Here is a 25,965-nt window from a genome sequence, read left to right as displayed (position 1 = left end):
ACATGCTGAAAACAACAAATTTAACTTATCAATATAGTAAGCAAGAACGAAAATTATTTTCTGATATCAACTTAGAGTTTAACAGTGGCAAAGTGTACGCCATTATTGGACGTAGTGGTGCTGGTAAGACAACTTTTTTATCTTTGTTGGCCGGACTCGACTCGCCGACTGCTGGAAAAATTGAATATCAAGGTAAGGACTTAAAGAAAATTGGTCTATCAAATTACCGCCGAAATGACACATCTATGGTCTTTCAAGCTTACAATTTATTTGATTATATGACAGCAGTCGAAAATATTTTAACAGCATTAGATTTGACTTCTTCAAGTCATCGCGGTAATCGGGCATTTGTGTTGGAATTATTAAAAAAAATCGGAATTGATGAACAACTAGCTAATAAAAAGATTGGCTTATTATCTGGTGGACAACAGCAACGTGTAGCAATTGCAAGAGCAATGGCTTGTGATGCCAAATTGATTTTGGCAGATGAGCCAACTGGAAACTTAGATGAACAAAATACGCAAGAGGTGGTTAAACTATTACTGGAGCTAGCACATAAGGAACAACGTTGTGTAATTATTGTCACGCATGAAAATGATGTTGCTGAAAGATGTGATGTGCAAATTGAATTACGCAAAGGAAAACTTAATGTGATTGAGGGACCTAATATGGTGTTAAAAATTTGAAAAATTGTTAACTAGTGGGAGTGGTCAAAGTTGTTAGGAGATAACAATTTTGCCAAAAAAAGTACGTGCGTTGTTACTGATTTTGATTGCTTTAATCGGTGGAGTGGGTGTTTATCAAGTCAGTCGTTATTTTTCAGTGAGTATCACAGATAGTAGTTCAGATTCTGCCAAGGCAGCTTTAAGTTCGAATTCAAATGATGGAAATGAGCAGATTAAACAAAAACAAAGAGCTATTAAACAAAAGTTACAGCGTTACCTTGATTCAGTTACCGCCGACAAGACCGCTAGCGTTAGCTTTTATAATTTGAGCCCTCAAAAAGGTAGCCAGTCAGCTGAAAAAAAGGACGCAGCTGTTTACCAAGAAGGAAAGTTAGCTGTTGCAGCTAACGCTCATACAGCCGAAGTAGCAGCCAGTACTTTCAAACTTTTTATTACAGCATTTTTAGTGAAAGAAAAATTAGCAGGAAATTTTTCTTGGACAACAGCTAACCAAACAGGATTCAACAACATGATTGTTTACAGCCAAAATGATTATGCTGATCAAGAGTTAGCTACTTATGGGATGAGCACTATCAATAGTTTTATTGCTAATCAAGGTTGGTATTCGCCAGTTTTTGTAGACGGTCAGGCTGCACAAACAACAGCGACCAGTCTGATGATGCTGTTACGTAATTTAGCTAAAGGAACCGGGGTGTTTACCAATACAAGCGATCAAAAATATATTCTAAGCCTAATGAAAAAACAAGTTTATCGAACTGGCATTCCCACCGGAGCAAACGAAGCACAAAAAGGAACAACGGTGCAAGATAAGGTTGGCTTTTTAGATGACACCAATAACGACGCCGGAATTGTAACTTTGCCAAATGGCCAGCGATATTTACTTGTAATCATGACACATGGACACAATCAGAGTGGCTTTAGCGGTTTTCCTAGAATTGCGAAAATAACTAAACACATTCAAAAAATTGTTTATGGTGATTAAAAAACTTAATTAACAATTAAATTCAAAAATTTAGGTTGACCAATTAGATAGTTTTGAATACTATATATGTAGTATTCAAAACTTATTTTTGTTCATAGACTTTACCTATCAACAATTTTAAATCTGGATAACATAGAATATAGATATACAATGTACATAAATATGTTAGGAGAAAGTATAATGAAAAAAATTGGTCTTTTAATTGATTCAGCTACTGACGTGCCAATTGAAGTACTTGAGGATAACGAGAATATTGCGATGGTGCCATTAACGCTAAGTTTCGGTGATCAGATTTATCAAGATCGAATTACAATTCAACCAACTGAATTTTACCAAAAGTTAGCTGTAACAAAAGAATTGCCCAAAACAGCTAGTCCAGTAATTGGCTCGGTGATTGAAAAAATTCAAGAATTGAAACGACGTGGTTTTGATGAAATTATTGGTATAACCATTTCAGCTGGTTTGTCGATTACTAATCAGGTTTTCAAGCAAGCGGCTGCGGAATTCACAGATTTAAAGATTACAATAATTAATACCAAAAGTATTGGAATTGGGGCAGGATTATTTGCAGTTTTTGCGGCTGATTTAATTAAGTCCGGTCTAGAGTATTCTAAAATCATCAATTTATTAAATGCTTCAATTGCTAAAAGTCATGTCTATTTTTATATTCCAACGTTAAAATACTTGCAAGCTGGTGGACGAATTGGAAAGGTGACAGAGATTTTAGGCTCGGTTTTAAAAATTAAACCAATAATTTCTTGCAATACTGACGGAATTTATTACCCAATCACAAAAGCTCGCAGTGAGGCAAAAGCCATCGAAAAAATGGTTCAGAAAGTTCTCCAGATTGCTGATGCAAGTTCTGATTTTCGGATTGGGGTAGCTCATGGAGCAGATCAGCCGTTAATGCAAAAAATTGTTGCCCGTTTAAAAAATGAATTGTCAGCAGGACAAAAAATCTATACTACCGAAGTTTCACCAGCACTTGGAGTTCATACGGGCCCCGGATTAGTTGGCATTGGAATTCATTGTAAATAAAAAGGAGCGACACAGTTGGAACTTAAGCAATTACCTCTTTGGAAAGAATTACCATCAATTGAATTACATTTAGATCAATTGTTACAACTGACTAATAGTTATCTAAAACCGATTACTGGTGAGGAAATCACTAAAACAATGATGCACAATTATTTTAAAGCCGAAATTATTGTGCGACCAACTAAAAAACATTATCAAAAAATTCAATTAGCAGGTGCTTTGATTGTTGGTTTATTAAAAAGCGTTTTTACTTTGACTGAGATTCAGACTGGGTTCCAGCAGGTTTTAGTTAATACCAATCCAGAAACGGGCTATAATAATTTTGTTAGGATTTTTAATCAGCAAATCAAATTAAAAAAACCACCGATTTTGAATACTGAAGATCCTTTGGTAAAGTTGCAATTTGATGCAGTTCAAGCGATTTTATTTTGGATTTCAGCTAGAAATCGATTGCTAGAAAAAGAAAACAACGAAATTGAATGATTGCGATCATTCAATTTCGTTGTTTTTTATTTGCTAAAGAGTTCTTAATTAGTAAAGTCTTGCGCGATAATTTTTTTCAGTTGCTTTTTTGGTAAAACGATTTCTTCATTATAGTTTTCTAAGATATCATCATATAAATCTTCATTTTCACCTTGAATCTGCAAATAGTGAACTTGTTTAGCAGCATCAAAATTATTTTTAACGGCTAAACCAATACTAATCATATCGGTTTGATTCATGTTGGTTGCAACTAAGAATTTTGACATTGAGCTTGCTAAGGCAGGAATCTTGAAAGCATTAACTGGATCACTTATTTTATTAATGATTCCAACTAAAGCAGCTTCTTGAAGCCTTTGCCGGCCAAAATCAGTTCCCGGAACAGAATCGCGTTCATGGACAATCTCTGTTACCATTTTTCCACCAAGCTGATGTTTTCCTTTAGTGATGACTTTGTTGTAATCTTCTGTATACCAAGGATGGGTTAGAGTTACATTGAAAGGTACGTTCATCGTGATACCGTCGACAGCATCAACCATGGAACGGAATCCCCAATAATTTGTTTCTAGGTAATAATTAATCGGCACATTTAGATAACTTGAAATCGCTTGGACAGCTTTGAAGACACCTTTTTTAGCTCCGTATTTTGCTTGGTAAACTGATTGAACGCTAGTTAATTTTGTATAACCTAAACCAGACATGTAAATTCTTGAATCACGCGGGATACTTAAAACATTATATTGATGTTTTTTTAAGTTTGCATGAACTAATAACATTGAGTCTGTATGTCCATCAGTTTGGTTTTTACGCGTATCAGAACCGATCACTAGAACATTAAAAGTTCCACTGGATTGTTTTATGCTTGATGTTGACTGTGAAACGGATTTTAAATTGGAAAAATGTGAGGTTGGGTTATAATGCTGCCAAATCAACCATCCACCAGCAAATAATAAAATTAGGATTATGATAAATGACAGTAAACAGCCATGACGGTGGCGTGGCTGTCGATAATTGCGCTGGCGTTTTAATTTTAATGCTTCATCTTCTTCATTCAAATTTTCTACTCCCTTTATAAAACTCAATATAAATTCATTTTAACTACATCGAACTAAATATGAGAATTAAAATTGATTTAATTAAAAAAAACGTATCTACTTTAAAAAAGATTTAATAAAGTCAAAAATAAATGCTCAGCAAAATGTTTCAATTTACTTAAGAAGTTTAATAAAGATCTACATCAACTAAGCTTGCTTTAATATTTTGCTTGTCTTAGATAAAAGGATGCAGGGTTTGTTAAAATACTTGAGAATGTTTGAACAATGACAGGAGTCTTTTTATGTTGGAATCTAAGGAACGAACGGTCAAATTTAATTACTTGATGGTAATTATTTTTTTAGCGCTAAGCCTTGCTGCTGTCGGAATCTTTGGTAGTCAAGGAAGATTTTACAGTGCTAATGATCTTAAATTTCATTTGGCTCGAATTGCTGAATTAGTGCATGATTTACGCTTTCATGACTCATTTTTAAGTCCTTTAAGTTTTACTTTCTTTAAGGGAACAGGGACAGCAGTTCAGATTTTTTACCCTAATTTGACTTTATTACCGTTTGCCTTTTTGCAATTGCTTATTAAGCAACCAATCGTTGCCCTTTATATGATGTTAGCATTATATAGTTGGGTTGGATGTTGTCTTAGTTATTTTTTGATGCTACGTTTCACTAAGCAAAATCAATTACAGAGTGGATTGTTTGCGGTTATTTATAATTTTTCACTCTATCATACCACTGATCTTTTCATTAGATTTGATCTGGGGGAATGGTTGGCCATGATTTTTTTGCCACTAGTTTTTTATGGTGGTTATCAAGTTTTAGCTGGTAAGTGGAATGAATGGAAATTTGGCGCAATTGGTTTAGCTTTGGTTGGCTACTCTCATGTTTTGACCTTTGCTCTAAGCATTGGAATTATTATGGTAGGTTGGTTGATAGGTTGGTTATTGCGCCGCCCGACTGATTTGCGTAATCGATTAATAGCAGCAATTAAAATGTTAGGAAGTACTTTTTTACTGACTTTTTTTGAATTCTATCCTTTAGTCAGACTGAGCCTATTAAATAATATTCATTTTCCAACACGTTATAATTTATTGGTCAGTCCCAATGGGAAATTACCTGATCTTAATAGCTTTTTAGCAACCGCTCTCAGCAATCAGCTAACGAAAAATTTAGGAATTATATTGTTGTTAATTTTAATTGGTGAACTGATCATGTGGCGAATGGTCCCACAACTATATCGTTGGAGTTGGATTTTGCTAGTTTTACTAGTTATCTGTACGACAACTTTTTTTCCATGGCAATCCTTTCAGCGAACACCGTTGGCAGTGATTCAATTTCCTTGGCGTTTGTTGACCATTGCTAGTTTTTTTCTAGCATTAAGTGGTTCGTGGTTATTCGCAACGCTTTTTGGGCTAATAACTCAGCGTTGGCGGATAAAAGGAGAAAAATGGTGGGGACTTATTTTGGTGTTAGTGGTGATGTTGCCAACATTAAGTGCTGAATTACTTACACTTAATCAGGATAAAAGAACGGATCAACTGGTGAACTTTAATCGTAAATCTGTAGGTACGCATTATTGGATTACTGATCAGGAGTATCAAAAGTTTGTCAAGGTTAGTAGTAATACCGACTATTATCCGATTAAGGCATATAGCGCGAGGAATTCTATTTTAAAGCGAAAAATTTTGACGACCAAGGGCAAACTAAGAATATCAGTTACTAAATTTGAACATAATCAAATGACGATAGAGTTAATAAGTAAATCAGCTCAAACAGCAAATTTACCATGGATAAAATATCAAGGCATTAATTATCAATTATCAGTTAATGGTCGTCATCAACAGCTTAAAACTTCAAAGCGGGGCACTTTTTTGGTTAAGCTCAAACGTGGAAAAAACAAAGTTTCTTTAAAAGTTAATGCTTTTACAGGTCAGTTTCTAGCTGAGGTAATTACAGTGGTTGGTAGTACCTGTTTATTATTATGAAGTTTAATTTGAAATTGAAATAATTAGGCGGTGAAAAGTTGTTTTCTAAGAGAAGATTGTTTAATAGCTGTAAGCATGAGTGGTTAGCGTTTGGAATTACACTGTTAGTGGTGATATTGATATTTTGGGCACAAGGGTTGACCCCATTTGGAAAACAAAATTTATTAATTAGCGATATGGGGACGCAATATTTATCTTTTTTTACTAATAGCTATCATGCAATTAGAACACACGATTTCCAATTGTATTCATTTTCACAGTCACTAGGTGGAAATTTACTGCCATTAGTTGCTTATTATTTGTTAAGTCCGTTTAACATCATAATGTTCTTTTTCTCAAATGCGGCTGATATTCCGACAGCATTGAGTGTAATTATTTTATTGAAAATTGCAACGATTGCTTGGACAATGACATATTTTTTACAGCATCATTTTCGGCAAAAATGTTGGGAAAGTTCTATTTTTGGGGTAATGTTTGCCTTGTCAGGATTTGTCGTCGTCTATTTTTTCAATATCATGTGGTTAGATGCTTTAATTTGGTTACCATTAGTCATAAATGGGTTAGACAAATTAATTGATACAGGTAAAACAACTAGTTTTTTTTGTTGGTTAACAGTTAGTGTATTAACCGATTTTTATTTAGGTTACATGACTTGCTGGTTTACTCTTTTTTATTTTGGCTATCGCTTTTATGTTGCTAAACAGTCCAAGCAGCTAACATTTGGTCAAGCAAGTAGTCGTTTTATTGTTAGTGGAGTTTTGAGCGTTGGTTCTTCAGCTGTAGTTTTATGGCCAACTTTTTTAGGGATGTTGGAAACAGCTAAGACGCAAAATAGTTGGCGTAATTTTTTGCCGCATGCTGAATTTGGACTGCGCTTTTTCAGTCAGTTAGCAGTTGGTGCAACTTCCTATCAGCAACGGTTGCAGCATGCACCAACTATTTTTTGCTCGACCCTTGCTATTGCTTTACTGGGTGCCTTTTTGCTGGATAAAAAAATAGATTGGAAAATCCGAAAACGCAATTTACTCTGGCTGTTACTCTTATTGGGGAGTCTCTGGTTGCGCCCAACTAATACAATTTGGCATCTGGCACAAAAACCGGCCGGTTTTGTTTTTCGAAATGCTTTTTTTGTCAGTTTTTTTATAATTTTGTTGGCTTATCAAAGTTGGCGAAAGAGTTCATTTCAAAATTTATCGTCTAAACGAAGAAGGTACTTGCTGCTGACGCATTTACTCTTATTGATAATAGGTTGGATAGCTAGTCAACGAAAATCCCTAGCAAAGATTTTAGCATTTGATAACAACCATTTGGAAACATTGCCTGCTAAATTCTTTTCAAGCTTAGATATTCTGTGGATTAGCCTAGGGTTAGTTTTACTAGTTTATTATTTGCTCAAATTTCAATCGCAAAAAAACTTTCGCCTTTTTTTGTTTGGCATAACTGTTTTGGAATTGATGTTTAACTTCAATCTCTACTTGGCACGAATCCCCTTTGGAAACCAGAGAAATTATCAATTTGCGTATCAGTTAGAAGATCAACAACTCAAACGCTTAACCCAGCCCCATCAGATGCTATTTCGGATCGATAATCAAAATACCTTGATTAACACTGCTTATCAAGAAGCGTATAACAATTACAATGATCCAATGCTTTTTAGTTTTCATGACATCAACTATTATAGTTCGACTTTAAATAACTCGTTGCGCAAAAATTTATATTCGCTTGGGTTGTTTAGTCACAATCAACGTCGAATCAGTTCTTTTGGGTTGACTCGAGTGACAGATTTATTATTGGGTGTTCGATTTGAAGCTAAGTTCAGTCCTAATCATCAGGCTGTTGAGTTTAGTTCAGGATTTATTGGAATGGGTTTTGCAGTTCCTGCTAGGTTATTAAACCTTAAATTACAGCATTCAAATTTTTCGGCTTTAGTTAATCAAGAAAAAGTTTTGCAAAGCTTGAAGACTAGAAAAGATAATTATTTTAAAACGGCAAAAGTTTTGCATGAACAGCATTTTGATACATTGCAAGCCAAGTATAATAATCAGTTTAAGCTGACTTTAAAAGCTAAAGAAACTGGACCAGTTTATTTAGAAAATCTAACTCGTCACGGTTTGAATTATAATTCGATTCGAGTAAATAATCATCGGATTACCCACACGGATGAAAATTTGGATGGTTTTCGTTCAATTCAATATTTAGGAACTTTTAAGGCGGGTCAAAAATTCAGCTTAACTTTTTCGGGGAGAACGGCAACATTAATGCAGCAGTTGCGCATTAAAAGCTTGAATTCGCAGGCATTTAATCAATTGCGCCAGCACCTCAGTCAGAACGCTGTTCAATTGCATTATCGTTCAACTGGTTGGCAAACAAAGCTGACCACACATGTTAAACGACATAGCCGCAGCTATTGGTTGTACTTAGCAATCCCATATGAATCCGGCTGGAAGGTTAACAATGGTCGCCAAAACTTAAAAGTAAAACGCGTGTTAGGTTCCATGATGGTAGTAAGAGTTCCCAAAAATACTACTAAATTAACTTTGGTATATCATGTACCGGGTCTGATTTTAGGAATTTTATTGTCGCTCGGAATGATGATTTTATATCTAATTTGGGCGAAATTGGCTAGAAAAAGGTTACCCAAGTGAGGGGATGATAAACTTGTTAGAACACAAAAAAATTAAACGATCACTGCTTGGATTGTTTTTTCTCAGTGGTGTATTAGTTTTAAAACTTTGGGGAATCAACGGAAGTAAAACATTCAGTTGGTTGAACCATGGTGAATTCGCAGTTGCTAGTGCGCATCAACCCGAATCACAATCTGCAAAAATTCGCCAAATTGTTAATAAACAACATTTGTGGGGCACATTGCTTTATACTAGTGATAGTGGTCATAAATTACATTATCAAACTTTTGGTTATGCCAATCAGGCAACTGGCAAAAAAAATGGGATTAACGAATTATATCCGATTGCTTCCTTACAAAAAGGTTATACAGGGAGTTTGATTCAAATGTTAATTAATCAACATCTATTAACAATGAATACTAAATTAGCACAATTTTATCCGCAAATACCATATGCAAAGAAAATTACTATTCGCGAGTTACTTGATCATACTTCGGGGATTCAAATGGGAGAACCAGTTCCGTCGACTAAATTAGTTAGCCAATCCCAAGCCATAAATTGGACCTTGAAACACTTAAAATCAACTGGAAAATTCAATTGGAATTATAGCAATGCTAATTATACCTTGCTGGCAGGCATCATTAGTCAAGTTACCCAAAGACCGTATTACGAGGTCTTACAGGCGGAAATTTTGCAACCATTGCATTTATCACAAACAGTTACTTGGCAAACTGCTAGTCAAAAATTTACTGGTCAAGCTTATTTTAATAATCAAACCCGTGTTTATCCAGTTTCCCAACCATTATTGTCTTCCGAGTTTGGCTGCGGAAATCTTTATACAGACGTTACTGATTATTATTATTTTGTTAATGCTTTACAAAGTCAGCGGCTATTTAAGCAACAAGCATATGACCAATTGACTCAAGATCATACTAGTTACTCAGGTGGTTTTTATTATCAAAAAAATTTTCAGCGAGCTGATGGGGCCGATAATCATTATTTTTCTTTCTATTACGGAACGAAAAATAATAAAATTACTGTAATTTTTTTTGCAAATCGAAGTCCCTCGGATTATGCTGGGCGAGTTGCCGTAAAAGAAATTGCAAATCTTTTGGCAGCACCACCTAAAAGTTGATCGCTGGTCCAAAGTTGTGTCAGATAATTAACCTGAAAATGACTTTCAATATTCGATCAAGCTGGTTCTTGGCAGTTCCAGTTGGAAAATTAACCATCAATTCACAGGTACGGATTATTTCTAAGACTCAAAATCAAGTGGTTTATAAAAATGTGTCGGCTTATTTTGAAAGCAAGCAATCATTTTTTTAATGATTAATCGGCTAACGGCGTCGACGAATGAGTTAGATTAGTTAGTATTAACTATGTTTTTCAGGAGGAACTGAATGTCTCAATTAAATCAATGTTGTAATCGTAAAATTGCAATTAAAGTACCACAAGTTGATGAATACCATGACTTAGTATATTCGCAAGTAAAAGGACGCTGGGATACACAAGAATTGAAAATGTCTTTGTTAGTCCCACGAACCGAGCAACTCAAACCAGCAGTACTTTATTTACCAGGTGGTGGTTTTACTGAAGCAAATCTGCATAAGTTGATTCAATTAAAATTAGTTTTAGCAGAGGCTGGAGTTGTTGTGGCCAGTGCGACTTATCGCACCATACCGGCAAATCTTTCGGCAATGGTGACTGATGCCAAACAAGCATTGGCTTATTTATATCAACAAGCAGCGGTTTATCGAATTGATCCTAACAAAATTGCCGTTATTGGTGATTCAGCTGGCGGATATTTAGCCCAGTTGTTAGGGACGATTAGCCAGACACCAGCGATCTCCCAAACGCAGGTACAATCGAAACAGAATCAAGTAGCCGCTGTGGTTTCTTTATATGGCTTTTCCAATCTTTTATTGATGGGAGCTGATCCCAAGCGACCAGAATTTGATCCAGCAGCTCCGACGATGTTGATGTTAAATGGTGTTTCATTAGCTCCCCAAAAACGATTGATGCCAGCCGAAATTACCGAAAGGGCGCGGCAAGCTAGTCCGTTATTCAAGCTTCATTCCGGAATACCACCATTTTTATTAATGCATGGAGATGCTGATCAATTGGTTCCGTTAGCTCAAACCAAAGCCATGGCTACAGCAATGCGGCAAGCGGGACTGGATGCTAAAGAAATTATTTTGACAGGTGCCGGTCATGGAACAGCTGAATGGTATCAACCAGAAGTAGCTTACTTAATTCGTGACTGGTTATTAGAAAAATTAGATTGGGACAGTGGGCCATTAGATTTGAAACAACAAACAACTTTATAAGTACCAAAATAAAACCACTTGGTAATTGTTGATTACCAAATGGTTTTATTTCTGCAATTGATTTTAATTTAAAGATTTTCGGATTTCTGTCAAAATTTCTTGTTGCAGTGGGGTGAAGATATGTGATCGTCGATAAGCAATACTAGTTACAAAATGTGGCAGATCCTGATCTAATAGTTTGATTTTAATAATATCATCGCGCAACGGACTAATTACGGAAGTCAAAAAGCCGATACCAACTCCTTGAGCAATTAAATTCATTAAACTATGGGTTCCGTTTGATCGAAAGACGACTCGTGGTCGGAGATGATTGCGAGTAACTAGCAGGTTAAAAGCTTGGTTGTGAATGAAGCCATCTTTAAAAAGAACAAAATCTTCATTTTTTAATTCACTAAAATAAACTTGTTTCACTTTTGCTAGTGGATGTTGCCGTGACACAAAAATCGCAAACGGTTGACGGTCAAATTCTTCAGTATGAATCCCTTCGTCACTCAATGGATCGATTGAACCTAAGAGTGCTAAATCAATTTCGCCATTTTTTAAAGCCGCTAATGTTGTTTTTGAACCATATTCCCAAGTTTTAATTTTATCCAACAAGCCATGATTTTTTAAGTTTTTAGCAATTAATGGGAAATAATTATTTTCAATAATTGGCGGCAAGCCGAGTGCGAGCTGTTGTAACCGATTACTGTCGATTTCCTTTTTTACCAAATCATAATTTAATAAAATCCTTCTAGCATGTTCTAATAGTTGCTTACCGCTATCGGTAACAATTAATTCTTTTTGAGCTCGAAAGCGAATAATTAATTTAGCATTTAGTTCATTTTCAAGGCGTTTTAAAGCAAAAGTAATTGCCGGCTGACTAACAGAAAAGTCTTTAGCCACCTTGGAGAAACTTTTAATTTCAGTAAGTCTTATAAAATATTCGAGATCTTTAGTATTCATCAAGCTATCTCCTTAAAGTTTTCTTGATTATCTTGCCTCTATTATAAACAAATCTTATTAGAAATAATACCTTTGACTATAAAATTTACTATCGTGTATGCTAAAGACAATTTAAGATAAAGAAGGTATTTATTATGAAAGGTTTGGCAATTGTTAATGACCCATTTAAGAATAAAGGGACAGCCTTTACTAAGAAAGAAAGGGCTGAATTAGGATTAAACGGTTTGCTTCCACCTTACGTCCAGACACTGGACCAACAAGTTGAACAAACATATGCTCAATTTGCAACTAAAAGCTCAAATTTAGAAAAAAGATTATTTTTAATGGAAATTTTCAATGAAAATCGAGTTTTGTTTTATAAATTGTTTAGTCAACATGTCGTTGAATTTATGCCAATTGTCTATGATCCAACAATTGCTGATACCATTGAAAATTACAGCGAATTATTTGTTCAGCCACAAGATGCGACTTTCTTATCAATTGACGATCCTGACTTAATTGAGAGTTCTTTAGAGGATGCAGCTGATGGACGACAAATTCGCTTAATTGTTGTTACTGATGCTGAAGGAATTTTAGGAATTGGTGATTGGGGAACTAATGGGGTTGATATTGCTGTTGGCAAATTAATGGTTTACACTGCCGCAGCTGGAATTGATCCTAGTCAGGTTTTGCCGGTTGTTTTAGATGCTGGGACAAATAACCAACAGTTACTTGATGACCCAATGTATTTAGGCAATCGTCATGCACGAATTAAGGGTGACCGTTACTATCAATTTGTTGATCAATTTGTCCAAACGGCTGAAAAACTTTTCCCTAATCTCTATTTGCATTTTGAAGACTTTGGCCGTGACAACGCCGCAAACTTATTGAGTAAATATCAGAATAAATTTACAACTTTTAACGATGATATTCAGGGAACAGGTATTATTGTTTTAGCTGGAATCCTGGGTGCCTTAAATATTTCCAAAGAGAAAATGACCGATCAAAAGTATCTTTGCTTTGGAGCTGGAACTGCTGGGGCTGGAATTACTAAACGAATTTATGATGAATTTTTGCAACAAGGCCTAACACCAGAGGAAGCTCGCAAACATTTTTATTTAGTAGATAAACAAGGACTTTTGTTTGCTGATGACCCAACCTTGACACCTGAACAAAAGCCATTCGCGCGTTCACGTTCAGAGTTTAAGAATGCAGCTTCTTTAACAAATCTATTATCGGTTGTTAGGGCTGTTCAACCGACAATTATGGTTGGAACATCGACTCAACCAGGGACCTTTACTGAAGAAGTTGTTAAAGAAATGGCTGCGCACACTGAACGACCAATTATTTTCCCGTTGTCTAATCCAACTAAATTAGCCGAAGCTAAAGCGGAAGATTTGATCAAATGGACTAGAGGGAAAGCTTTAGTTGCGACTGGAATTCCAGCGGCCGATGTTGAATTTGATGGCGTTACTTACCAAATTGGTCAAGCTAATAATGCTTTAGTTTATCCAGGATTAGGTTTAGGGGTAATTGCTTCAACTGCTAAATTATTAAATGATGAAATGATTTCAGCTGCTGCTCATTCTCTTGGTGGAATTGTTGATCCAACACAACCAGGTGCCGCAGTTTTGCCGCCAGTTTCAAAACTAGATCGTTTTTCTGAAACAGTTGCTCAAGCAGTAGCCGCTAGTGCGGTCAAACAGAAGCTAACTCGAGAAAAAATTACCGATGTTGCTGTCGCTATCAAAGAAACCAAATGGCAACCGAAATACTAAAAAGAGAGTGAATTAATTTTGTTAGAGAAAATAGAATATAAAAAATTTGTATTGCCAGTAATTGTTGGTGTAGCTTTGTGGGCCTTAACACCGTTGCGTCCAACCGGGGTGACTGCAGCAGCTTGGTTAATGCTAGCTATTTTTGTAGCAACGATTTTAGGATGTATTACCAAGCCCTTACCAATTGGTGCAGTTGCAATTATTGGATTTACCATTACCGTGGTGACGGGGGTTGTCAAGATCGATGATGCTGTTGCAGGCTTTGGAAATAGCAGCATTTGGCTGATTGTGATGGCATTTTTTATTTCTCGCGGGTTCATCAAAACTGGCTTGGGCCGACGAGTAGCTTTGGTTTTTGTCAAAATTTTTGGGAAAAAGACTTTAGGATTACTGTATTCTTTAATTGGTGTTGATTTAATTTTAGCGCCAGCTACGCCTAGTAATACCGCTCGGGCCGGTGGAATTATGTTTCCAATAATCAATTCGTTATCGCATTCTTTCGGTTCAGATCCGGAGAAGCATACAGAACGAAAAATTGGTGCTTTCCTAACTTTTGGTGAATTTCATGGCAATACAATTACATCAGCAATGTTTATGACTGCGATGGCAGCAAATCCTTTGGCCCAATCATTAGCTAAGAGTTCGCATGTTGATTTAACTTGGATGGGTTGGTTTCTCGCAGCTCTAGTACCTGGTATTATTTCTTTGATAGTGGTACCTTATCTGATTTATAAAATGTTCCCACCAGAAATTAAAGAAACTCCCAATGCACGGAAGTGGTCAGAAGAACAATTGGGTAAGATGGGAGCAATGCAACCAGCTGAAAAATGGATGGCGACAATTTTTATCTTAGCTTTAATTTTGTGGGTGCTTGGTAGCACATTTGCAATTGATGCAACTTTAACGGCATTTATCGCATTGTCACTGTTATTGTTAAGTGGTGTTTTAAACTGGGAAGACATCTTGCACGAAAAAGGTGCTTGGAATACTTTGACTTGGTTTTCAGTTTTAGTAATGATGGCGAACCAGTTAAACTTACTTGGTTTCATTCCGTGGCTCAGTAAGGCAATCTCAAATAGTTTACATGGAATGAGCTGACCATTAGTTCTGATTATTTTAATTTTGTTTTACTTCTACTCACACTATCTATTTGCTAGTGCAACTGCCCACGTTAGTGCTATGTATACCGCTTTGTTGGCAGTTGCAATCGCAGCCGGTGTTCCACCAATGCTTGCCGCTTTAATGCTTGGATTTTTTGGTAATCTATTTGCTTCAACAACTAATTACAGTGATGGACCGGCACCAATTTTATTTTCTGCTGGGTACGTGGCTCAAAAAGATTGGTGGAAATTAAATGCTATTTTAGGTGTATTTTATCTGATTGTTTGGTTAGGAATTGGGACACTTTGGATGAAAATTATTGGAATTTACTAAATTAATTGATATTTATTTTGAAAACTGATCCATGGTGCAGCCTTGTTTACAATCTTAGGGCTGACATGAATCAGTTTTTTAGTGTTTTTAAATATGTTTGAGTTTTTTTCAAAATCATAATGTTTAGCTTAAGTTTGGGCTAAATGATTTCTTTTTGCGGTTGAACTGTTTTATGATGAATTTATTCAGAAAGGAGTTGCTGATCATGGAATTTTTCAGAGGACTTAAGTATGCAATTTTACCAAGTATTGCCTTATGGGCGCTGGCAATTCTGTTGGTTAGGCTCGGAACGATGATGTTGTAAACTAGTAAAACTTAAAATTGGAGTAGCAGTTTGCCAGCACAAACTGTTACTTTTTTTTAATAATTAAAACCGCTATCAAAAACAGTTTTTCGAAGAATTTGTGATATTATAATCTCATGGAAAAAATATTGAAAAAAAAAGAAAACTTTACTTTAATTGTATCAACATTGGTTTTAGGTGTAATTGTGGGTACTAGTTCAATGCTGTTAAGTTTATTTCTTGATGTGGTTGAAAAAACATTCCTAAATTTTCAAGAGTCAGCAGCCGATCCAGCAGCCGTTGCCGTCACCGGTCTTCATCGTTTTATTTCAGTAATTATTGGTGGAGCAATTGCTGCAATTATATGGTGGATTATTCGAACTAAAGTTAGGCCGCCAGTTACAATTGCTATGGGATTAAGGGGAAAAGAAATGCCTTTTTTCCAAACAATTATTCATGTTGTTACGCAAATTTTTTATGTTGGAACTGGTGGCTCAGTTGGTCGTGAATTAGCTCCCAGAGAAATTGGCGCGATGCTGGCACAACATTGGAATCGACAATTGAAACGTTGGCAATTGCCCAGTTTATCAGTTGATGATCAAAAGTTATTGATTGCGGCCGCTGCTGGAGCTGGTTTTGCTGGCGTTTATATTGCCCCAATTACAGGCATGCTATTTTGTGTTGAAATTCTTTTGAAAAGGGTTGATTTTCGAACGGTTAGTGTCAGTCTAACAATGTCGGTAATTTCCATGTTGCTAGGATCAATAGCTAAAGGATTTGGACCATATTATCTAGTGCCAACAATAAAGTTTCCTTTGCAAATTCTGCCGTTTGTGATAGTTGCTGGTTTTATATGTGGAATAACTGGGGCTTTTTTTCGTAAAGCTTTTAAGTGGGCTGAAAGTCACCAAACGAAAGATCTAAAAGTTTTATGGCAGCTTCCTTTGGCGGCTTGCTTGACCGGGACAGTTGCCATTTTTTACCCACAAATTATGGGTAATGGTCGAGCTCTAGCACAGTTAGCCTTCAACGCGGTAGGAACTAAGCTAATTTTGGTTTTATTATTTGGTGCACTTGCCAAGGCAATCGTGACAGTTGCGACGATTCGCTCTGGAGCAGCTGGAGGCACCTTGACACCTTCGATTTCTATCGGGGCGTCTCTTGGAATTCTAATGGGATTAGGATTTATTACATTGGTACCACAAGTTTCACTAGTAGAATGTGGACTAATTGGTGCTGTTAGCTTATTGGCAGCTGCCCAACAAGCACCTTTGATGGCCTTATTTATGATTATTGAAATTAGTCATCTATCTTATTCGGCTTTTTTGCCGTTAGGTTTGAGTGTGATTTTAGCGGTTGCGATTTCGCAATTGTTTTTGAAAAAAGCATAATTAGTAAATAAATAAAGAGCCGGGGCACTTTAAAATGTCCTGGCTCTTTATTTATAGAAGTAACTATTTTAATTCAGCATAAGCTGTATCAAAACGGTTTTTAACGTACTCAGCTGATTTTTGTAATTTTGCCTGTTCTTCAGGTGTTAAATCAAGTGGAACTTTTTTAGCAATGCCTTTTTTGCTAATGACTACTGGTGAAGAAATATAAGTTCCGTATTTTTCATGGAAATAAGAAACTGGCAACTCTTCATGAGAATCACTAAGAATGGCATTTACTAGGTGAACTGCAGCTGAGGCAATTCCATAATTGGTATAGTGTTTGCCATGGAAAACGGTATATCCGCCAGCACGTACAGTTTCATTTAGTGCAGCTAAGTCAATATCTTCGTCTTCTTCAGCTAGTTTGGTGATTGGCTGGTCTAAAACACGGACGGTTGACCAAGCGGTGAACTGAGAATTACCATGCTCACCTAAGTTATAACCGCTAACAGAACGCGGATCAACTTTTAAAGTTTGTCCGACAGCCTTCTTCATTCGTGCAGAGTCTAACAAAGTTCCAGTTCCAATAACTTGATCCTCGGGTAAGCCAGAAAACTTTTGAAAAAGAGCAGCAATAACATCACATGGATTGGAAATCGAAACTAAAACTCCATTAAAACCGCTTTCTTTGATTTTTGTTCCGACCTCTTTAGCAGCAGCTTGGTTAAAAGCTAATTCAACAAAACGATCATGCTTAGCATCGTCATTTTGTTGAGAGATATTTCCTAGTGCTGAAACGATAACATCTGCGTCAGCTAATGCAGCGTAATCATTGACAATAATCTTTGTATGAGATGTTAGATTAGCGGCTGCATCAGCAAAGTCAGTTGCCTCAGCATTTAATTTTAATTCATTCTTATCAATTAAGACTAGTTCGTCAGTTGCGCCAGAAAAAATCAAGTAGTTCGAAATTGCGGTCCCAACATGCCCTAATCCAATAACAGCGATTTTTCTTGTCATAATAAATCCCCCTATGAATAACTAAAATAAAAACATTAATCAGAAATTAATAGAATTCTAATTCACAATCTTAATTAAGTCAACCTTTAACAACAAAAAAATTTGATTTCAAAACAATTTTTATTTAGTTTGGAATTGAAAAGCAACTAATGCCAATAATTTCACATTAAATAGAATTCTTTAAAAATAGGCATATTATTTGAAACTAAAATAGCGTTTACTGTATAATTTAAATTGCTAAAGGACAGTATCTGTTATTAATAATGATCATTAATTAATAAGGGATTCTGTAGGCTATTGAAGGGAGAAAAATGATGAAAAGGCTTACGAAGGCACTGCTGATAATTATTGGAATTCTATTAATTTTAACTGGTGGTTTCTTTTTAACTTTAGAATTCAATGTTTTACCATTCGCTGATTGGTTACGTTCAGTATTTTCGATTAATGCAGTTGCAGCTCAATATACGATGATTTTTCTTAATGGATTTACAGTATTTACCGGATTAATAATTACATTAATTGGAATTTTTAAGCGAAGAAAATTAAGTGAAGTTAAGTTTCAGCGTCAATTAGGTGAAGTTTCATTGCCGGTTGCGGCGGTCGAAAAGGATTTGCAGTATCGCTTAGTTAACGGAGCAGCAGTTGAACAGCCTAAGGTTTCATTGAAAGTTTTTAATAAGCAGGCTAAAGCTGATGTGAAAATCCAAGCAGTTGCTGCACAAGAAGAAAACTATCAGCAGATCGGTGATCAGATTTTGAGCATTACTGAGAAATATCTGCATGATAGTTTGAGCTTTGAAATTGGAAAGCAACAAATTGAAGTTCAACCAATAACGGAACGCAGTGGCAAGGCACGTGTTGTCTAGGAGAGGAGCTGATGATTGCGTGAGTCACACACTAATTGGAACTTTTATCGGATTGATTCTCGGATTAGTTTGGGCTTTTGCCAGTTTTGGCAGCATGGTTTTGGTAGGGCTGCTGACACTGATTGGAGCTTTGATTGGGAAGTTTGTCAATTTTGATGATTTGAGACAGCAAATAATTAATTTCTTGTCAAATTAATTATCAGAAACATAATTTTAGGAGGAAGAAAATGCCAAATACACAACCAGCTTTAAAAAGTACTTTGACTTATGATGATGGAGTAATCGAAAAGATTGCTGGTTTAGCAGCTCGCAATGTTGAGGGGGTTTTAGCACTTAATGGGGGGATGTTAAGTGATATAACTGACCGTTTCCGCAGCCAATCGGATCCAACTCAAGGGATTGATGCCGAAGTTGGTAAAAAACAAGTTGCTTTGGATATGAACGCTACGGTCGAGTACGGCAAGGATATTCAACGTGTCTTTGACCAAGTTACCGAACGAGTTGTCCGTGACATTAAAAATTTTACTGGCTTGGATGTTATCGAATTGAACTTACACATCAATGATGTAATGAGCAAAAGGGATTGGCAGGAACAAGCTAAAGGCAAGCCAAATTCACAGCATGCTACTGAAACTAAACAAGTTCAGTAGGATAAAGTATTTTTTAGTTACCGGCTACTTTAAAATTAGAGATGAATATTTTCAAGGAGGAAAATTATGCCAACAGCACAAAAAACAACTAGTGAAACAATAAAAAAACAGATTATTTTTGATGATGATGTTTTAGAGAAAATTGCTGGAAAAACAGCTCAAGAAGTTGATGGTGTTTTAGAATTAAAGGGTGGCTTGCTTGACAAAATTTCAAGTCAATTTAACGGCGACCAACCTGAACATGGTGTTTCGGCTGACGTTGATGTTGATGAAGAAACGGTTGAATTGGAACTTGAAGGTATTTTAGAATATGGCAGAAATGCTAATGAAATTTTTGAAAAAGTTTCGCGAAAAATTGTTGCTGCTATTAGTTCAATGACTGGTTATCGTGTAACGTCAATTAAATTGCATGTTAAAGATTTGCTGACTGCTCAAGAATGGCAACAGCAGCAGGCAGATCAGAGCAAGTCTAGTAAAAAAGATAAATAAAACGGAGGGCTTTTATGAAAAACTTACTTTTAGGTTTTAGTCTTGCAGCGAACGCTGCTTTGATTTATTTGGTTTTACAAGACAAAGACAAATTATCTAGCTTGAGTTCACGAATTGATAATGTTACTGATCAAGTTTCTGGGAAAGCACAGCAAGTTAAAGGTGCAATTACAGGTGATACCAGTGATAAAGTTAAAGGAAATGTCGAAGAAGGCAAGGGCAAAGCTAAGGATATTGTAGATGACGTCAAAGAAAGCTTTGCAGACTAAGTTTTGATTAGCTTAAAAAGTTAACGACTGAAAGTGCAATTAGCTCTTTAGATACACGGTTCATAAGGTATAATGAGTCTGGGACTTTTTGGGATGGTTTCTAATAAGTTAGGTGAGTTTGCTTTAACTTATTAGGGACTATTTCACTATTCCAGACCTTTTTGTGTAAGAACAGGTAATTCTTGCTCGAAGGTTAAATCTAAGTTAAAATCAATTTATTTCAGACTGTGAAGGTAAAGAGTATGGAAGTTTTAAAAGCAACTTTTAAAGATCGAATTTTGCAAATTACGTGTGGGGTAGCACTTTTTAGCCTTTTTTTTAGTCATCTTGAGCTGAGTGACATCAACTGGCAAACAATCATTTCACTATTTGCTTTAATGTTAATTATTCAGGTATTTCAGAAGTTGAAGTTATTAGATTATTGTGCATTGTTATTACTAAGATATGCTGATACACAGCGGAAATTAGTTCAACTGTTAGTTTTGTTGACGTTTATTGGGTCGATGATTTTAACCAATGATGTCGGAATTATTACTATGGTCCCATTGGCGGTTTCACTTGGTAAAAAAGCCGGAATTAAGATGACAGTTCCGGTGGTTTTAATAACTTTAGCTGCTAATTTAGGCAGTCTAATTACTCCGATCGGGAATCCGCAAAATTTATTTTTACTTGCTCATTATCATCTGAATGCAATTGAATTTTTTAAAATGTCTTTGCCACTAGGTGTAATTAGTGGTGGGCTGCTTTGGGGATGGTCATTACGAATTCCAACGCAGAAATTAAAATTAAATCCTGAAATTGATTATAAAATTAATAAATTGGCTGTTAGTGGTACAGTAGTAATTTTGGCTTTTGTCATGGTAGGGATTTTTGGAATTTTACCACTGTGGCTGGGACTCGGTTTGGCTCTAGGCTGGGTATTTTTGTTAGATAATCAATTATTTAAAAAAATTGATTATGCATTATTGCTGACTTTTTGCGGCTTTTTTATTGCTGTTGGTAATTTTAGCCGAATTAGTGCTGTTGATCAATTACTAACATCGCTAGGTTCAAAACAACATTTGATTTATTTGGCAAGTTTAGGTCTCAGTCAACTGATAAGCAACGTCCCAGCAGCAATTTTGTTGGCACCTTTTTCAAAAATTAGCTACCCCTTATTTTTAGGTGTCAGTATTGGCGGATTAGGAACATTAGTAGCATCTCTAGCGAATTTGTTAGCCTATAAGCAATATCAGCATTATCAGGAGAAAGGTAATCAAAATTTTTTGAAGCAATTTTCATTGATCAACTTTAGTAGTCTTTGTTTTTTAGGAATCGCCGGTTGGTTATTGCTTTATTTTAGCTAACATGTACAATTATTAAATAAATTAACTAGAAAAAAAAGTCAAAATAAGGCAGAATAGGTAGCGAACTTATTTTGAGGAGCAGAGAGTTGATATGAATTCTGAAAAAGAGATAATTGCAAAAAAGTTTCGTATTTCTAATCGACACCATATGACTATCCACTGGAAAGACTTATTAGATAATACTAAGGTTCCTGCACAAAGAGCCAGCTTAAAAGAACGTTCAATGTTAGTTGGCCGAGTTGGTATTTTAATGTTGGCTTGTGGAACCGGTGCGTGGCGTGTGCGTGAAGCTATGAATAAAGTAGCACGTCACTTGAAGTTAACTTGTTCAGCTGATATTGGATTAATTTCCCTAGAGTATACCTGCTATAGTCCGCAAGGAAACTATACTCAAGCGCTATCGTTGCCTAATACAGGTGTTAACACTGACAAATTAAATGAACTGGAGCATTTTACTAATAATTTTGCAACTGAATGTCAAGAATTAACAGTTAAACAAATTCATGAAAAAGTTGATCAAATCCAGCATAAACCGGGTAACTATTCACCTTTAATAACTGGATTTGCAGCGGCATTGGCTTGCAGCGCTTTTGTTTTTTTACTTGGTGGTGGTTTACCGGAAATGATTTGTTGTTTTGTTGGTGCGGGAATTGGTAATTGGACTCGAGGCCAACTAGGCAAAAGAAAGGTAACAACTTTAGTTTGCTTGGCACTAGGGGTAGCGGTTGCCTGCCTAGCTTATTTGTTAGCTTTTCGAATCCTTCAACTAGGCTTTAATATTTCCCCACACCATGAGGACGGTTATATTGGTTCAATGTTATTTGTTATTCCAGGTTTCCCATTTATTACTAGTTTCCTAGATATTTCTAAATTGGATTTACGTTCGGGCTTAGAACGATTAACGTATGCTTTGATGATTACAATAATTGCCTCATTAGTCGGTTGGTTGATTGCTCTTTTAGTTCATTTTCGCCCAGAAAATTTTCTGGAATTAGGCTTAAGTCCGCTAATCTTATTGTTGCTGCGGTTGCCCGCCAGTTTTTGTGGTGTATTTGGTTTTTCAATTATGTTTAATAGTTCCTATAAAATGGCGACGACTGCTGGTTTGATTGGTGCAGTTGCCAATACATTGCGGTTAGAATTAGTTGATCTAACGACACTGCCACCAGCGGCAGCTGCTTTTTGTGGCGCTTTGACCGCCGGATTGATTGCATCAGCAGTTAATCGTTCGTTAGGTTATCCACGAATTTCGTTGACGGTACCTTCGATTGTTATTATGGTGCCAGGTCTTTATATTTATCGGGCGGTTTATAATATTGGTATTAACGCAATTGGACCAGGGGCTTTATGGATGACACGAGCTATGCTAATTATTATTTTCTTACCTTTGGGACTTTTTGTGGCGCGGGTTATTTTAGATAAGGAATGGCGTCATTTCGATTAGGAGAATCTCAAGCAAGGATTCATTGAAAAATTAAGTTCTTTTTTTGGTATGATGTGATGTAGAGAGTATTTTCGATAATCTCTAATTTAAAATTGAAAATTAATTAGTCACGTGAGAAGGAAAGCTAAGTGAAACAATATCAAAGTGTGTTTGATATTATTGGACCAATAATGATCGGACCTTCAAGTTCCCATACAGCTGGCGCGCTGGCAATTGGTCAAGTAGCCTATAAACTCTTTAAAGGTCGACCAGAAAAAATTACAGTTCACTATTTTGAATCTTTTGCAGCTACTCATCGTGGACATGGAACAGATTTTGCGATTATTGCGGGCAGTCTAGGCTTAGACTGTTATGATCAGCGCATTTTATCTTCAATCACGACAGCGAAAAAAAAGGGGATTGAAATATCCTTTATTGAGGAAAAACAACCGAGTCCGCTTGATCACCCCAATACAGCTTTAATTGAGATGGTGAACGGCAGACAACAAATAAAAGTTTGTGGTTGCTCAATTGGTGGCGGGAAAATTGAAGTACCACAAATTGAGTATGGTAATTGTCAGCTTAAATTAGCCGGTATTTTACCATTTGCTCTTAGTCGCTTGAGCACAATTAAAGAAGTCGAACAAAAAATTCAAGTATTAAAAACTAACGACTTAGTTCACTCAACTGCTCTTTTTCAACAGCAGCAACAGCAAGTATTGGTGGTTTATTTAAAAAGAAACCCGACTGCTAGAGAAAAAGTTCGGCTCCAACAGTTTTTTACTGATTTAATTATCTTAGAAGGATGAAAAATGTTTAATACAATTCAGGAACTGGTAACACAAGCAGAAAACCAAAAAAAATCATTGTGGCAGGTTATGCTGATTAGTGAGCAGCAAACTACTGGTAGTGAAGAACAAGAAATTTGGGATCAACTGCAGAAACGCTATCAAGTAATGGCAGCCGCTGTGCAAAGAGGAAGTGAAGGTGACGGTGTTCACTCCGCCACCGGATTAACAGGTGGCGAAGCTGTTAAATTAAAAAAATACCGGCAAACGCAAACAACACTTTCGGGCAAATCTTTTTTAATGGCGGTCCAATCAGCTGTAGCCACCAACGAAGTTAATGCTTCAATGGGTGTAGTTTGTGCCACACCAACAGCTGGCTCATCGGGAACAGTTCCCGGTGTGCTGTTTTATTTGCGTGAACGTCTCCGACTTTCGCACCAGCAATGCTTGCAGTTTTTACTGACAAGTGGAGCGATCGGATTAGTGATTGCAAATAATGCAATGATTGCTGGTGCAGCTGGTGGTTGTCAAGCAGAGGTGGGCAGTGCGTCAGCGATGGCAGCAGCGGCTGCTGTAGAAGCTGCTGGAGGGACCCCGCAACAAAGCAGTGAGGCCATTGCCATCGCTCTTAGTAATTTATTGGGCCTAGTTTGTGATCCTGTGGCTGGTTTAGTTGAGATTCCCTGTGTTAAACGTAATGCGATTGGGACGACAAATGCTTTGGTTGCTGCCGATATGGCTTTAGCGGGATGCACCAGTAAGATTCCTGCTGATGAGGTAGTTTCAGCTATGGCCAAAATTGGACAACATATGCCAAAACAATTGCGGGAAACTGGTCTGGGCGGCTTAGCTGCTACACCGACAGGCAAAAAAATAAAAATGCAGATTTTTGGTACAGAAATTTCGACTGATAAATAATTTTTAAGCTAGTAGTTCTTTTAATTGAACCACTAGTTTTTTAATACCTTGAATTTGTAATATTATTGAAATTTTGCAACCAAATTGAAAAAAAGTCTCCGTTTGAAAAGTATAGGGTAAGTGTTAGAATAATAAAGTTGAGTATAATCAATTTTCAAGGATAATTTTTTCAACTTGGTATTTATAATTATAATTACTAACTTTAAAAAAACGTTTTAAATCGTTAAAAAAGTTGGTATAATGAGAATGTTTGGCAATAATTCAAAAACTTGGGGTGACTTTATTGAAAGAAAAACAAATGATTCATCGTCACCATCATCAGCATCGTAGAAAAAAGATTTGGAGATACTTAATTGGTTTTCTAATTTTATTTTTTGCATTTGATGCTTTTGCGGTGTACAAACTTTATCATGATGCGCGACAAGCGGCAAATTCTACATATCAAAGTGTTAAGCATAACAGCACACGAAATGGCAATTCGGTTATTTCCGAAAAAAAACCTTTTTCATTGTTAATTATGGGGACTGATACTGGAGAGTATGGTCGGACCTACCGCGGACGAACTGATACAATTATGGTGGCAGTTGTTAATCCGAAAACTAAAACAACTACCTTGGCTAGTATTCCACGTGATACAAAAGTGGCGATTCAAGGACACGGATTTGACAATAAAATTAATGCTGCTTATTCCTATGGTGGAACGAGTTTAGCAATGAATACTATTCAAAGTTATTTAGGAATCCCAATTGATCACTATATTGAGATGAATATGAAGGGACTGGTCCAGTTATCATCAGCCGTGGGACCGGTCACAGTTAACAATGATTTAGATTTCACCAATATGGGATATCATTTCAAAAAAGGTAACATAACGATTAACAAAGAAAACATCTTGGCTTATACACGGATGCGCTATCAGGATCCAAGAGGAGATTATGGTCGTCAGTTACGGCAACGTTTAGTAATTACTCAATTAGTTAAAAAGGGTATGAAGATCAATAACTTAGTGAAATATCGTTCAATTTTAGATGCAATTTCAAGTAATATGAAAACGGATCTAACTTTTGATCAAATGAAGGTTTTAGCAACAGATTATCGTGAAGCAGGTAATATTAAGCAGCTTCAATTACAAGGACAAGGTCAACAAATTGATGGTGTCGATTATGAAGTTGTTTCACAGTCTAATTTAAACCAGTTAACGCAAAAATTAAAAACGGCATTAGAGATAAAATAGAT

General features: G+C 36.2%; 24 protein-coding genes and 1 pseudogene. 22 read left to right on the top strand and 3 right to left on the bottom strand.

The window, feature by feature from the left end:
• The first annotated feature begins 2 nt into the window (after nucleotides 1-2).
• The 4 genes from G6O73_RS04630 (at nucleotide 3) to G6O73_RS04615 (ending at nucleotide 3,189) form a co-directional block, all read left to right on the top strand.
• Nucleotides 3-686 (top strand): ABC transporter ATP-binding protein, encoded by a 684-nt coding sequence (locus G6O73_RS04630; RefSeq protein ID WP_057886128.1) that lies wholly within the window; start codon nucleotides 3-5, stop codon nucleotides 684-686.
• 49 nt (nucleotides 687-735) lie between these two features.
• Nucleotides 736-1,668: a serine hydrolase gene (locus tag G6O73_RS04625; protein ID WP_235805082.1), complete on the top strand. Its 933-nt coding sequence runs from the start codon at nucleotides 736-738 to the stop codon at nucleotides 1,666-1,668.
• A 180-nt stretch (nucleotides 1,669-1,848) separates the two neighbouring features.
• A complete protein-coding gene (locus tag G6O73_RS04620) occupies nucleotides 1,849-2,706 on the top strand; it encodes a DegV family protein (RefSeq protein WP_336512541.1) in 858 nt (285 codons plus the stop codon).
• Nucleotides 2,707-2,721: 15 nt separating this feature from the next.
• A complete protein-coding gene (locus tag G6O73_RS04615) occupies nucleotides 2,722-3,189 on the top strand; it encodes a DUF1836 domain-containing protein (protein WP_057886127.1) in 468 nt (155 codons plus the stop codon).
• Nucleotides 3,190-3,233: 44 nt separating this feature from the next.
• Here G6O73_RS04615 and G6O73_RS04610 read toward each other — a convergent pair whose 3' ends face one another.
• Nucleotides 3,234-4,241 (bottom strand): LCP family protein, encoded by a 1,008-nt coding sequence (locus G6O73_RS04610; protein ID WP_057886126.1) that lies wholly within the window; start codon nucleotides 4,239-4,241, stop codon nucleotides 3,234-3,236.
• 281 nt (nucleotides 4,242-4,522) lie between these two features.
• Here G6O73_RS04610 and G6O73_RS04605 point away from each other — a divergent pair, with 281 nt between their 5' ends.
• The 5 genes from G6O73_RS04605 (at nucleotide 4,523) to G6O73_RS04585 (ending at nucleotide 11,168) form a co-directional block, all read left to right on the top strand.
• Nucleotides 4,523-6,217 carry a glycosyltransferase family protein gene (locus G6O73_RS04605; RefSeq protein WP_057886125.1) on the top strand — a complete coding sequence of 565 codons (1,695 nt, stop codon included), beginning with the start codon at nucleotides 4,523-4,525 and terminating at the stop codon, nucleotides 6,215-6,217.
• A 38-nt stretch (nucleotides 6,218-6,255) separates the two neighbouring features.
• The gene (locus tag G6O73_RS04600; protein ID WP_057886124.1) at nucleotides 6,256-8,862 is read left to right on the top strand and encodes a YfhO family protein; all 2,607 of its coding nucleotides are present in this window, start codon (nucleotides 6,256-6,258) and stop codon (nucleotides 8,860-8,862) included.
• Nucleotides 8,863-8,875: 13 nt separating this feature from the next.
• A complete protein-coding gene (locus G6O73_RS04595; RefSeq protein WP_057886123.1) occupies nucleotides 8,876-9,976 on the top strand; it encodes a serine hydrolase domain-containing protein in 1,101 nt (366 codons plus the stop codon).
• Nucleotides 9,977-10,014: 38 nt separating this feature from the next.
• The gene (locus G6O73_RS04590) at nucleotides 10,015-10,167 is read left to right on the top strand and encodes a hypothetical protein (RefSeq protein ID WP_157056691.1); all 153 of its coding nucleotides are present in this window, start codon (nucleotides 10,015-10,017) and stop codon (nucleotides 10,165-10,167) included.
• A gap of 74 nt (nucleotides 10,168-10,241) precedes the next feature.
• Entirely contained in the window at nucleotides 10,242-11,168 is a 927-nt protein-coding gene (locus tag G6O73_RS04585) for an alpha/beta hydrolase (protein WP_057886121.1), read from the top strand.
• Between the two features lie 63 nt (nucleotides 11,169-11,231).
• Here the strand turns inward: G6O73_RS04585 and G6O73_RS04580 are convergent, their stop codons facing one another.
• Nucleotides 11,232-12,113, bottom strand: a complete 882-nt coding sequence (locus G6O73_RS04580; RefSeq protein WP_057886120.1) for a LysR substrate-binding domain-containing protein — start codon at nucleotides 12,111-12,113, stop codon at nucleotides 11,232-11,234.
• Nucleotides 12,114-12,247: 134 nt separating this feature from the next.
• Here G6O73_RS04580 and G6O73_RS04575 point away from each other — a divergent pair, with 134 nt between their 5' ends.
• The 3 genes and pseudogenes from G6O73_RS04575 to G6O73_RS04565 all read left to right on the top strand — a co-directional run bounded on the left by G6O73_RS04575 (nucleotide 12,248) and on the right by G6O73_RS04565 (nucleotide 16,978).
• Nucleotides 12,248-13,870 carry a malolactic enzyme gene (locus G6O73_RS04575; protein ID WP_057886119.1) on the top strand — a complete coding sequence of 541 codons (1,623 nt, stop codon included), beginning with the start codon at nucleotides 12,248-12,250 and terminating at the stop codon, nucleotides 13,868-13,870.
• A gap of 15 nt (nucleotides 13,871-13,885) precedes the next feature.
• Nucleotides 13,886-15,304 (top strand): annotated as a pseudogene (locus G6O73_RS04570) (anion permease).
• A 420-nt stretch (nucleotides 15,305-15,724) separates the two neighbouring features.
• A complete protein-coding gene (locus G6O73_RS04565; RefSeq protein WP_219935216.1) occupies nucleotides 15,725-16,978 on the top strand; it encodes a chloride channel protein in 1,254 nt (417 codons plus the stop codon).
• Between the two features lie 63 nt (nucleotides 16,979-17,041).
• On the opposite strand, the gene G6O73_RS04560 is transcribed toward G6O73_RS04565, so the two are convergent.
• Entirely contained in the window at nucleotides 17,042-17,980 is a 939-nt protein-coding gene (locus G6O73_RS04560; protein WP_057886118.1) for an L-lactate dehydrogenase, read from the bottom strand.
• Nucleotides 17,981-18,294: 314 nt separating this feature from the next.
• Here G6O73_RS04560 and amaP point away from each other — a divergent pair, with 314 nt between their 5' ends.
• The 10 genes from amaP (at nucleotide 18,295) to G6O73_RS04510 (ending at nucleotide 25,963) form a co-directional block, all read left to right on the top strand.
• Nucleotides 18,295-18,846 carry an alkaline shock response membrane anchor protein AmaP gene (gene amaP, locus G6O73_RS04555; RefSeq protein ID WP_057886117.1) on the top strand — a complete coding sequence of 184 codons (552 nt, stop codon included), beginning with the start codon at nucleotides 18,295-18,297 and terminating at the stop codon, nucleotides 18,844-18,846.
• A 19-nt stretch (nucleotides 18,847-18,865) separates the two neighbouring features.
• Nucleotides 18,866-19,042 (top strand): DUF2273 domain-containing protein, encoded by a 177-nt coding sequence (locus tag G6O73_RS04550; protein ID WP_083478517.1) that lies wholly within the window; start codon nucleotides 18,866-18,868, stop codon nucleotides 19,040-19,042.
• A gap of 31 nt (nucleotides 19,043-19,073) precedes the next feature.
• Entirely contained in the window at nucleotides 19,074-19,496 is a 423-nt protein-coding gene (locus G6O73_RS04545) for an Asp23/Gls24 family envelope stress response protein (protein ID WP_057886116.1), read from the top strand.
• Nucleotides 19,497-19,562: 66 nt separating this feature from the next.
• The gene (locus G6O73_RS04540) at nucleotides 19,563-19,985 is read left to right on the top strand and encodes an Asp23/Gls24 family envelope stress response protein (protein WP_057886115.1); all 423 of its coding nucleotides are present in this window, start codon (nucleotides 19,563-19,565) and stop codon (nucleotides 19,983-19,985) included.
• A 14-nt stretch (nucleotides 19,986-19,999) separates the two neighbouring features.
• Nucleotides 20,000-20,254 carry a CsbD family protein gene (locus tag G6O73_RS04535; RefSeq protein ID WP_057886114.1) on the top strand — a complete coding sequence of 85 codons (255 nt, stop codon included), beginning with the start codon at nucleotides 20,000-20,002 and terminating at the stop codon, nucleotides 20,252-20,254.
• A gap of 242 nt (nucleotides 20,255-20,496) precedes the next feature.
• Entirely contained in the window at nucleotides 20,497-21,600 is a 1,104-nt protein-coding gene (locus tag G6O73_RS04530; protein WP_057886113.1) for an SLC13 family permease, read from the top strand.
• 91 nt (nucleotides 21,601-21,691) lie between these two features.
• Nucleotides 21,692-23,044 carry a threonine/serine exporter family protein gene (locus G6O73_RS04525; RefSeq protein WP_057886112.1) on the top strand — a complete coding sequence of 451 codons (1,353 nt, stop codon included), beginning with the start codon at nucleotides 21,692-21,694 and terminating at the stop codon, nucleotides 23,042-23,044.
• A 128-nt stretch (nucleotides 23,045-23,172) separates the two neighbouring features.
• Nucleotides 23,173-23,832 (top strand): serine dehydratase beta chain, encoded by a 660-nt coding sequence (locus G6O73_RS04520; protein ID WP_083478516.1) that lies wholly within the window; start codon nucleotides 23,173-23,175, stop codon nucleotides 23,830-23,832.
• 3 nt (nucleotides 23,833-23,835) lie between these two features.
• A complete protein-coding gene (gene sdaAA / locus G6O73_RS04515; RefSeq protein ID WP_057886111.1) occupies nucleotides 23,836-24,729 on the top strand; it encodes an L-serine ammonia-lyase, iron-sulfur-dependent, subunit alpha in 894 nt (297 codons plus the stop codon).
• Between the two features lie 298 nt (nucleotides 24,730-25,027).
• Nucleotides 25,028-25,963, top strand: coding sequence for an LCP family glycopolymer transferase (locus G6O73_RS04510; protein WP_057886233.1), 936 nt, complete (start codon nucleotides 25,028-25,030; stop codon nucleotides 25,961-25,963).
• Nucleotides 25,964-25,965 lie beyond the last annotated feature (2 nt).

The sequence above is a fragment of the Liquorilactobacillus nagelii DSM 13675 genome (assembly GCF_019444005.1).
In the GTDB taxonomy this organism is placed as follows: domain Bacteria; phylum Bacillota; class Bacilli; order Lactobacillales; family Lactobacillaceae; genus Liquorilactobacillus; species Liquorilactobacillus nagelii.
This window is presented reverse-complemented; position numbering and strand designations above follow the sequence as displayed.

What these genes read in the sequence shown, in the direction of transcription:
- G6O73_RS04630 (WP_057886128.1), top strand. Translation starts at nt 3, where the DNA reads ATGCTGAAAACAACAAATTTAACTTATCAATATAGTAAGCAAGAACGA.
- G6O73_RS04620 (WP_336512541.1), top strand. Translation starts at nt 1,849, where the DNA reads ATGAAAAAAATTGGTCTTTTAATTGATTCAGCTACTGACGTGCCAATT.
- G6O73_RS04605 (WP_057886125.1), top strand. Translation starts at nt 4,523, where the DNA reads ATGTTGGAATCTAAGGAACGAACGGTCAAATTTAATTACTTGATGGTA.
- G6O73_RS04590 (WP_157056691.1), top strand. Translation starts at nt 10,015, where the DNA reads ATGACTTTCAATATTCGATCAAGCTGGTTCTTGGCAGTTCCAGTTGGA.
- G6O73_RS04585 (WP_057886121.1), top strand. Translation starts at nt 10,242, where the DNA reads ATGTCTCAATTAAATCAATGTTGTAATCGTAAAATTGCAATTAAAGTA.
- G6O73_RS04580 (WP_057886120.1), bottom strand. Translation starts at nt 12,113, where the DNA reads ATGAATACTAAAGATCTCGAATATTTTATAAGACTTACTGAAATTAAA.
- G6O73_RS04575 (WP_057886119.1), top strand. Translation starts at nt 12,248, where the DNA reads ATGAAAGGTTTGGCAATTGTTAATGACCCATTTAAGAATAAAGGGACA.
- G6O73_RS04565 (WP_219935216.1), top strand. Translation starts at nt 15,725, where the DNA reads ATGGAAAAAATATTGAAAAAAAAAGAAAACTTTACTTTAATTGTATCA.
- G6O73_RS04560 (WP_057886118.1), bottom strand. Translation starts at nt 17,980, where the DNA reads ATGACAAGAAAAATCGCTGTTATTGGATTAGGGCATGTTGGGACCGCA.
- amaP (WP_057886117.1), top strand. Translation starts at nt 18,295, where the DNA reads ATGAAAAGGCTTACGAAGGCACTGCTGATAATTATTGGAATTCTATTA.
- G6O73_RS04545 (WP_057886116.1), top strand. Translation starts at nt 19,074, where the DNA reads ATGCCAAATACACAACCAGCTTTAAAAAGTACTTTGACTTATGATGAT.
- G6O73_RS04540 (WP_057886115.1), top strand. Translation starts at nt 19,563, where the DNA reads ATGCCAACAGCACAAAAAACAACTAGTGAAACAATAAAAAAACAGATT.
- G6O73_RS04535 (WP_057886114.1), top strand. Translation starts at nt 20,000, where the DNA reads ATGAAAAACTTACTTTTAGGTTTTAGTCTTGCAGCGAACGCTGCTTTG.
- G6O73_RS04530 (WP_057886113.1), top strand. Translation starts at nt 20,497, where the DNA reads ATGGAAGTTTTAAAAGCAACTTTTAAAGATCGAATTTTGCAAATTACG.
- G6O73_RS04525 (WP_057886112.1), top strand. Translation starts at nt 21,692, where the DNA reads ATGAATTCTGAAAAAGAGATAATTGCAAAAAAGTTTCGTATTTCTAAT.
- sdaAA (WP_057886111.1), top strand. Translation starts at nt 23,836, where the DNA reads ATGTTTAATACAATTCAGGAACTGGTAACACAAGCAGAAAACCAAAAA.
- G6O73_RS04510 (WP_057886233.1), top strand. Translation starts at nt 25,028, where the DNA reads ATGATTCATCGTCACCATCATCAGCATCGTAGAAAAAAGATTTGGAGA.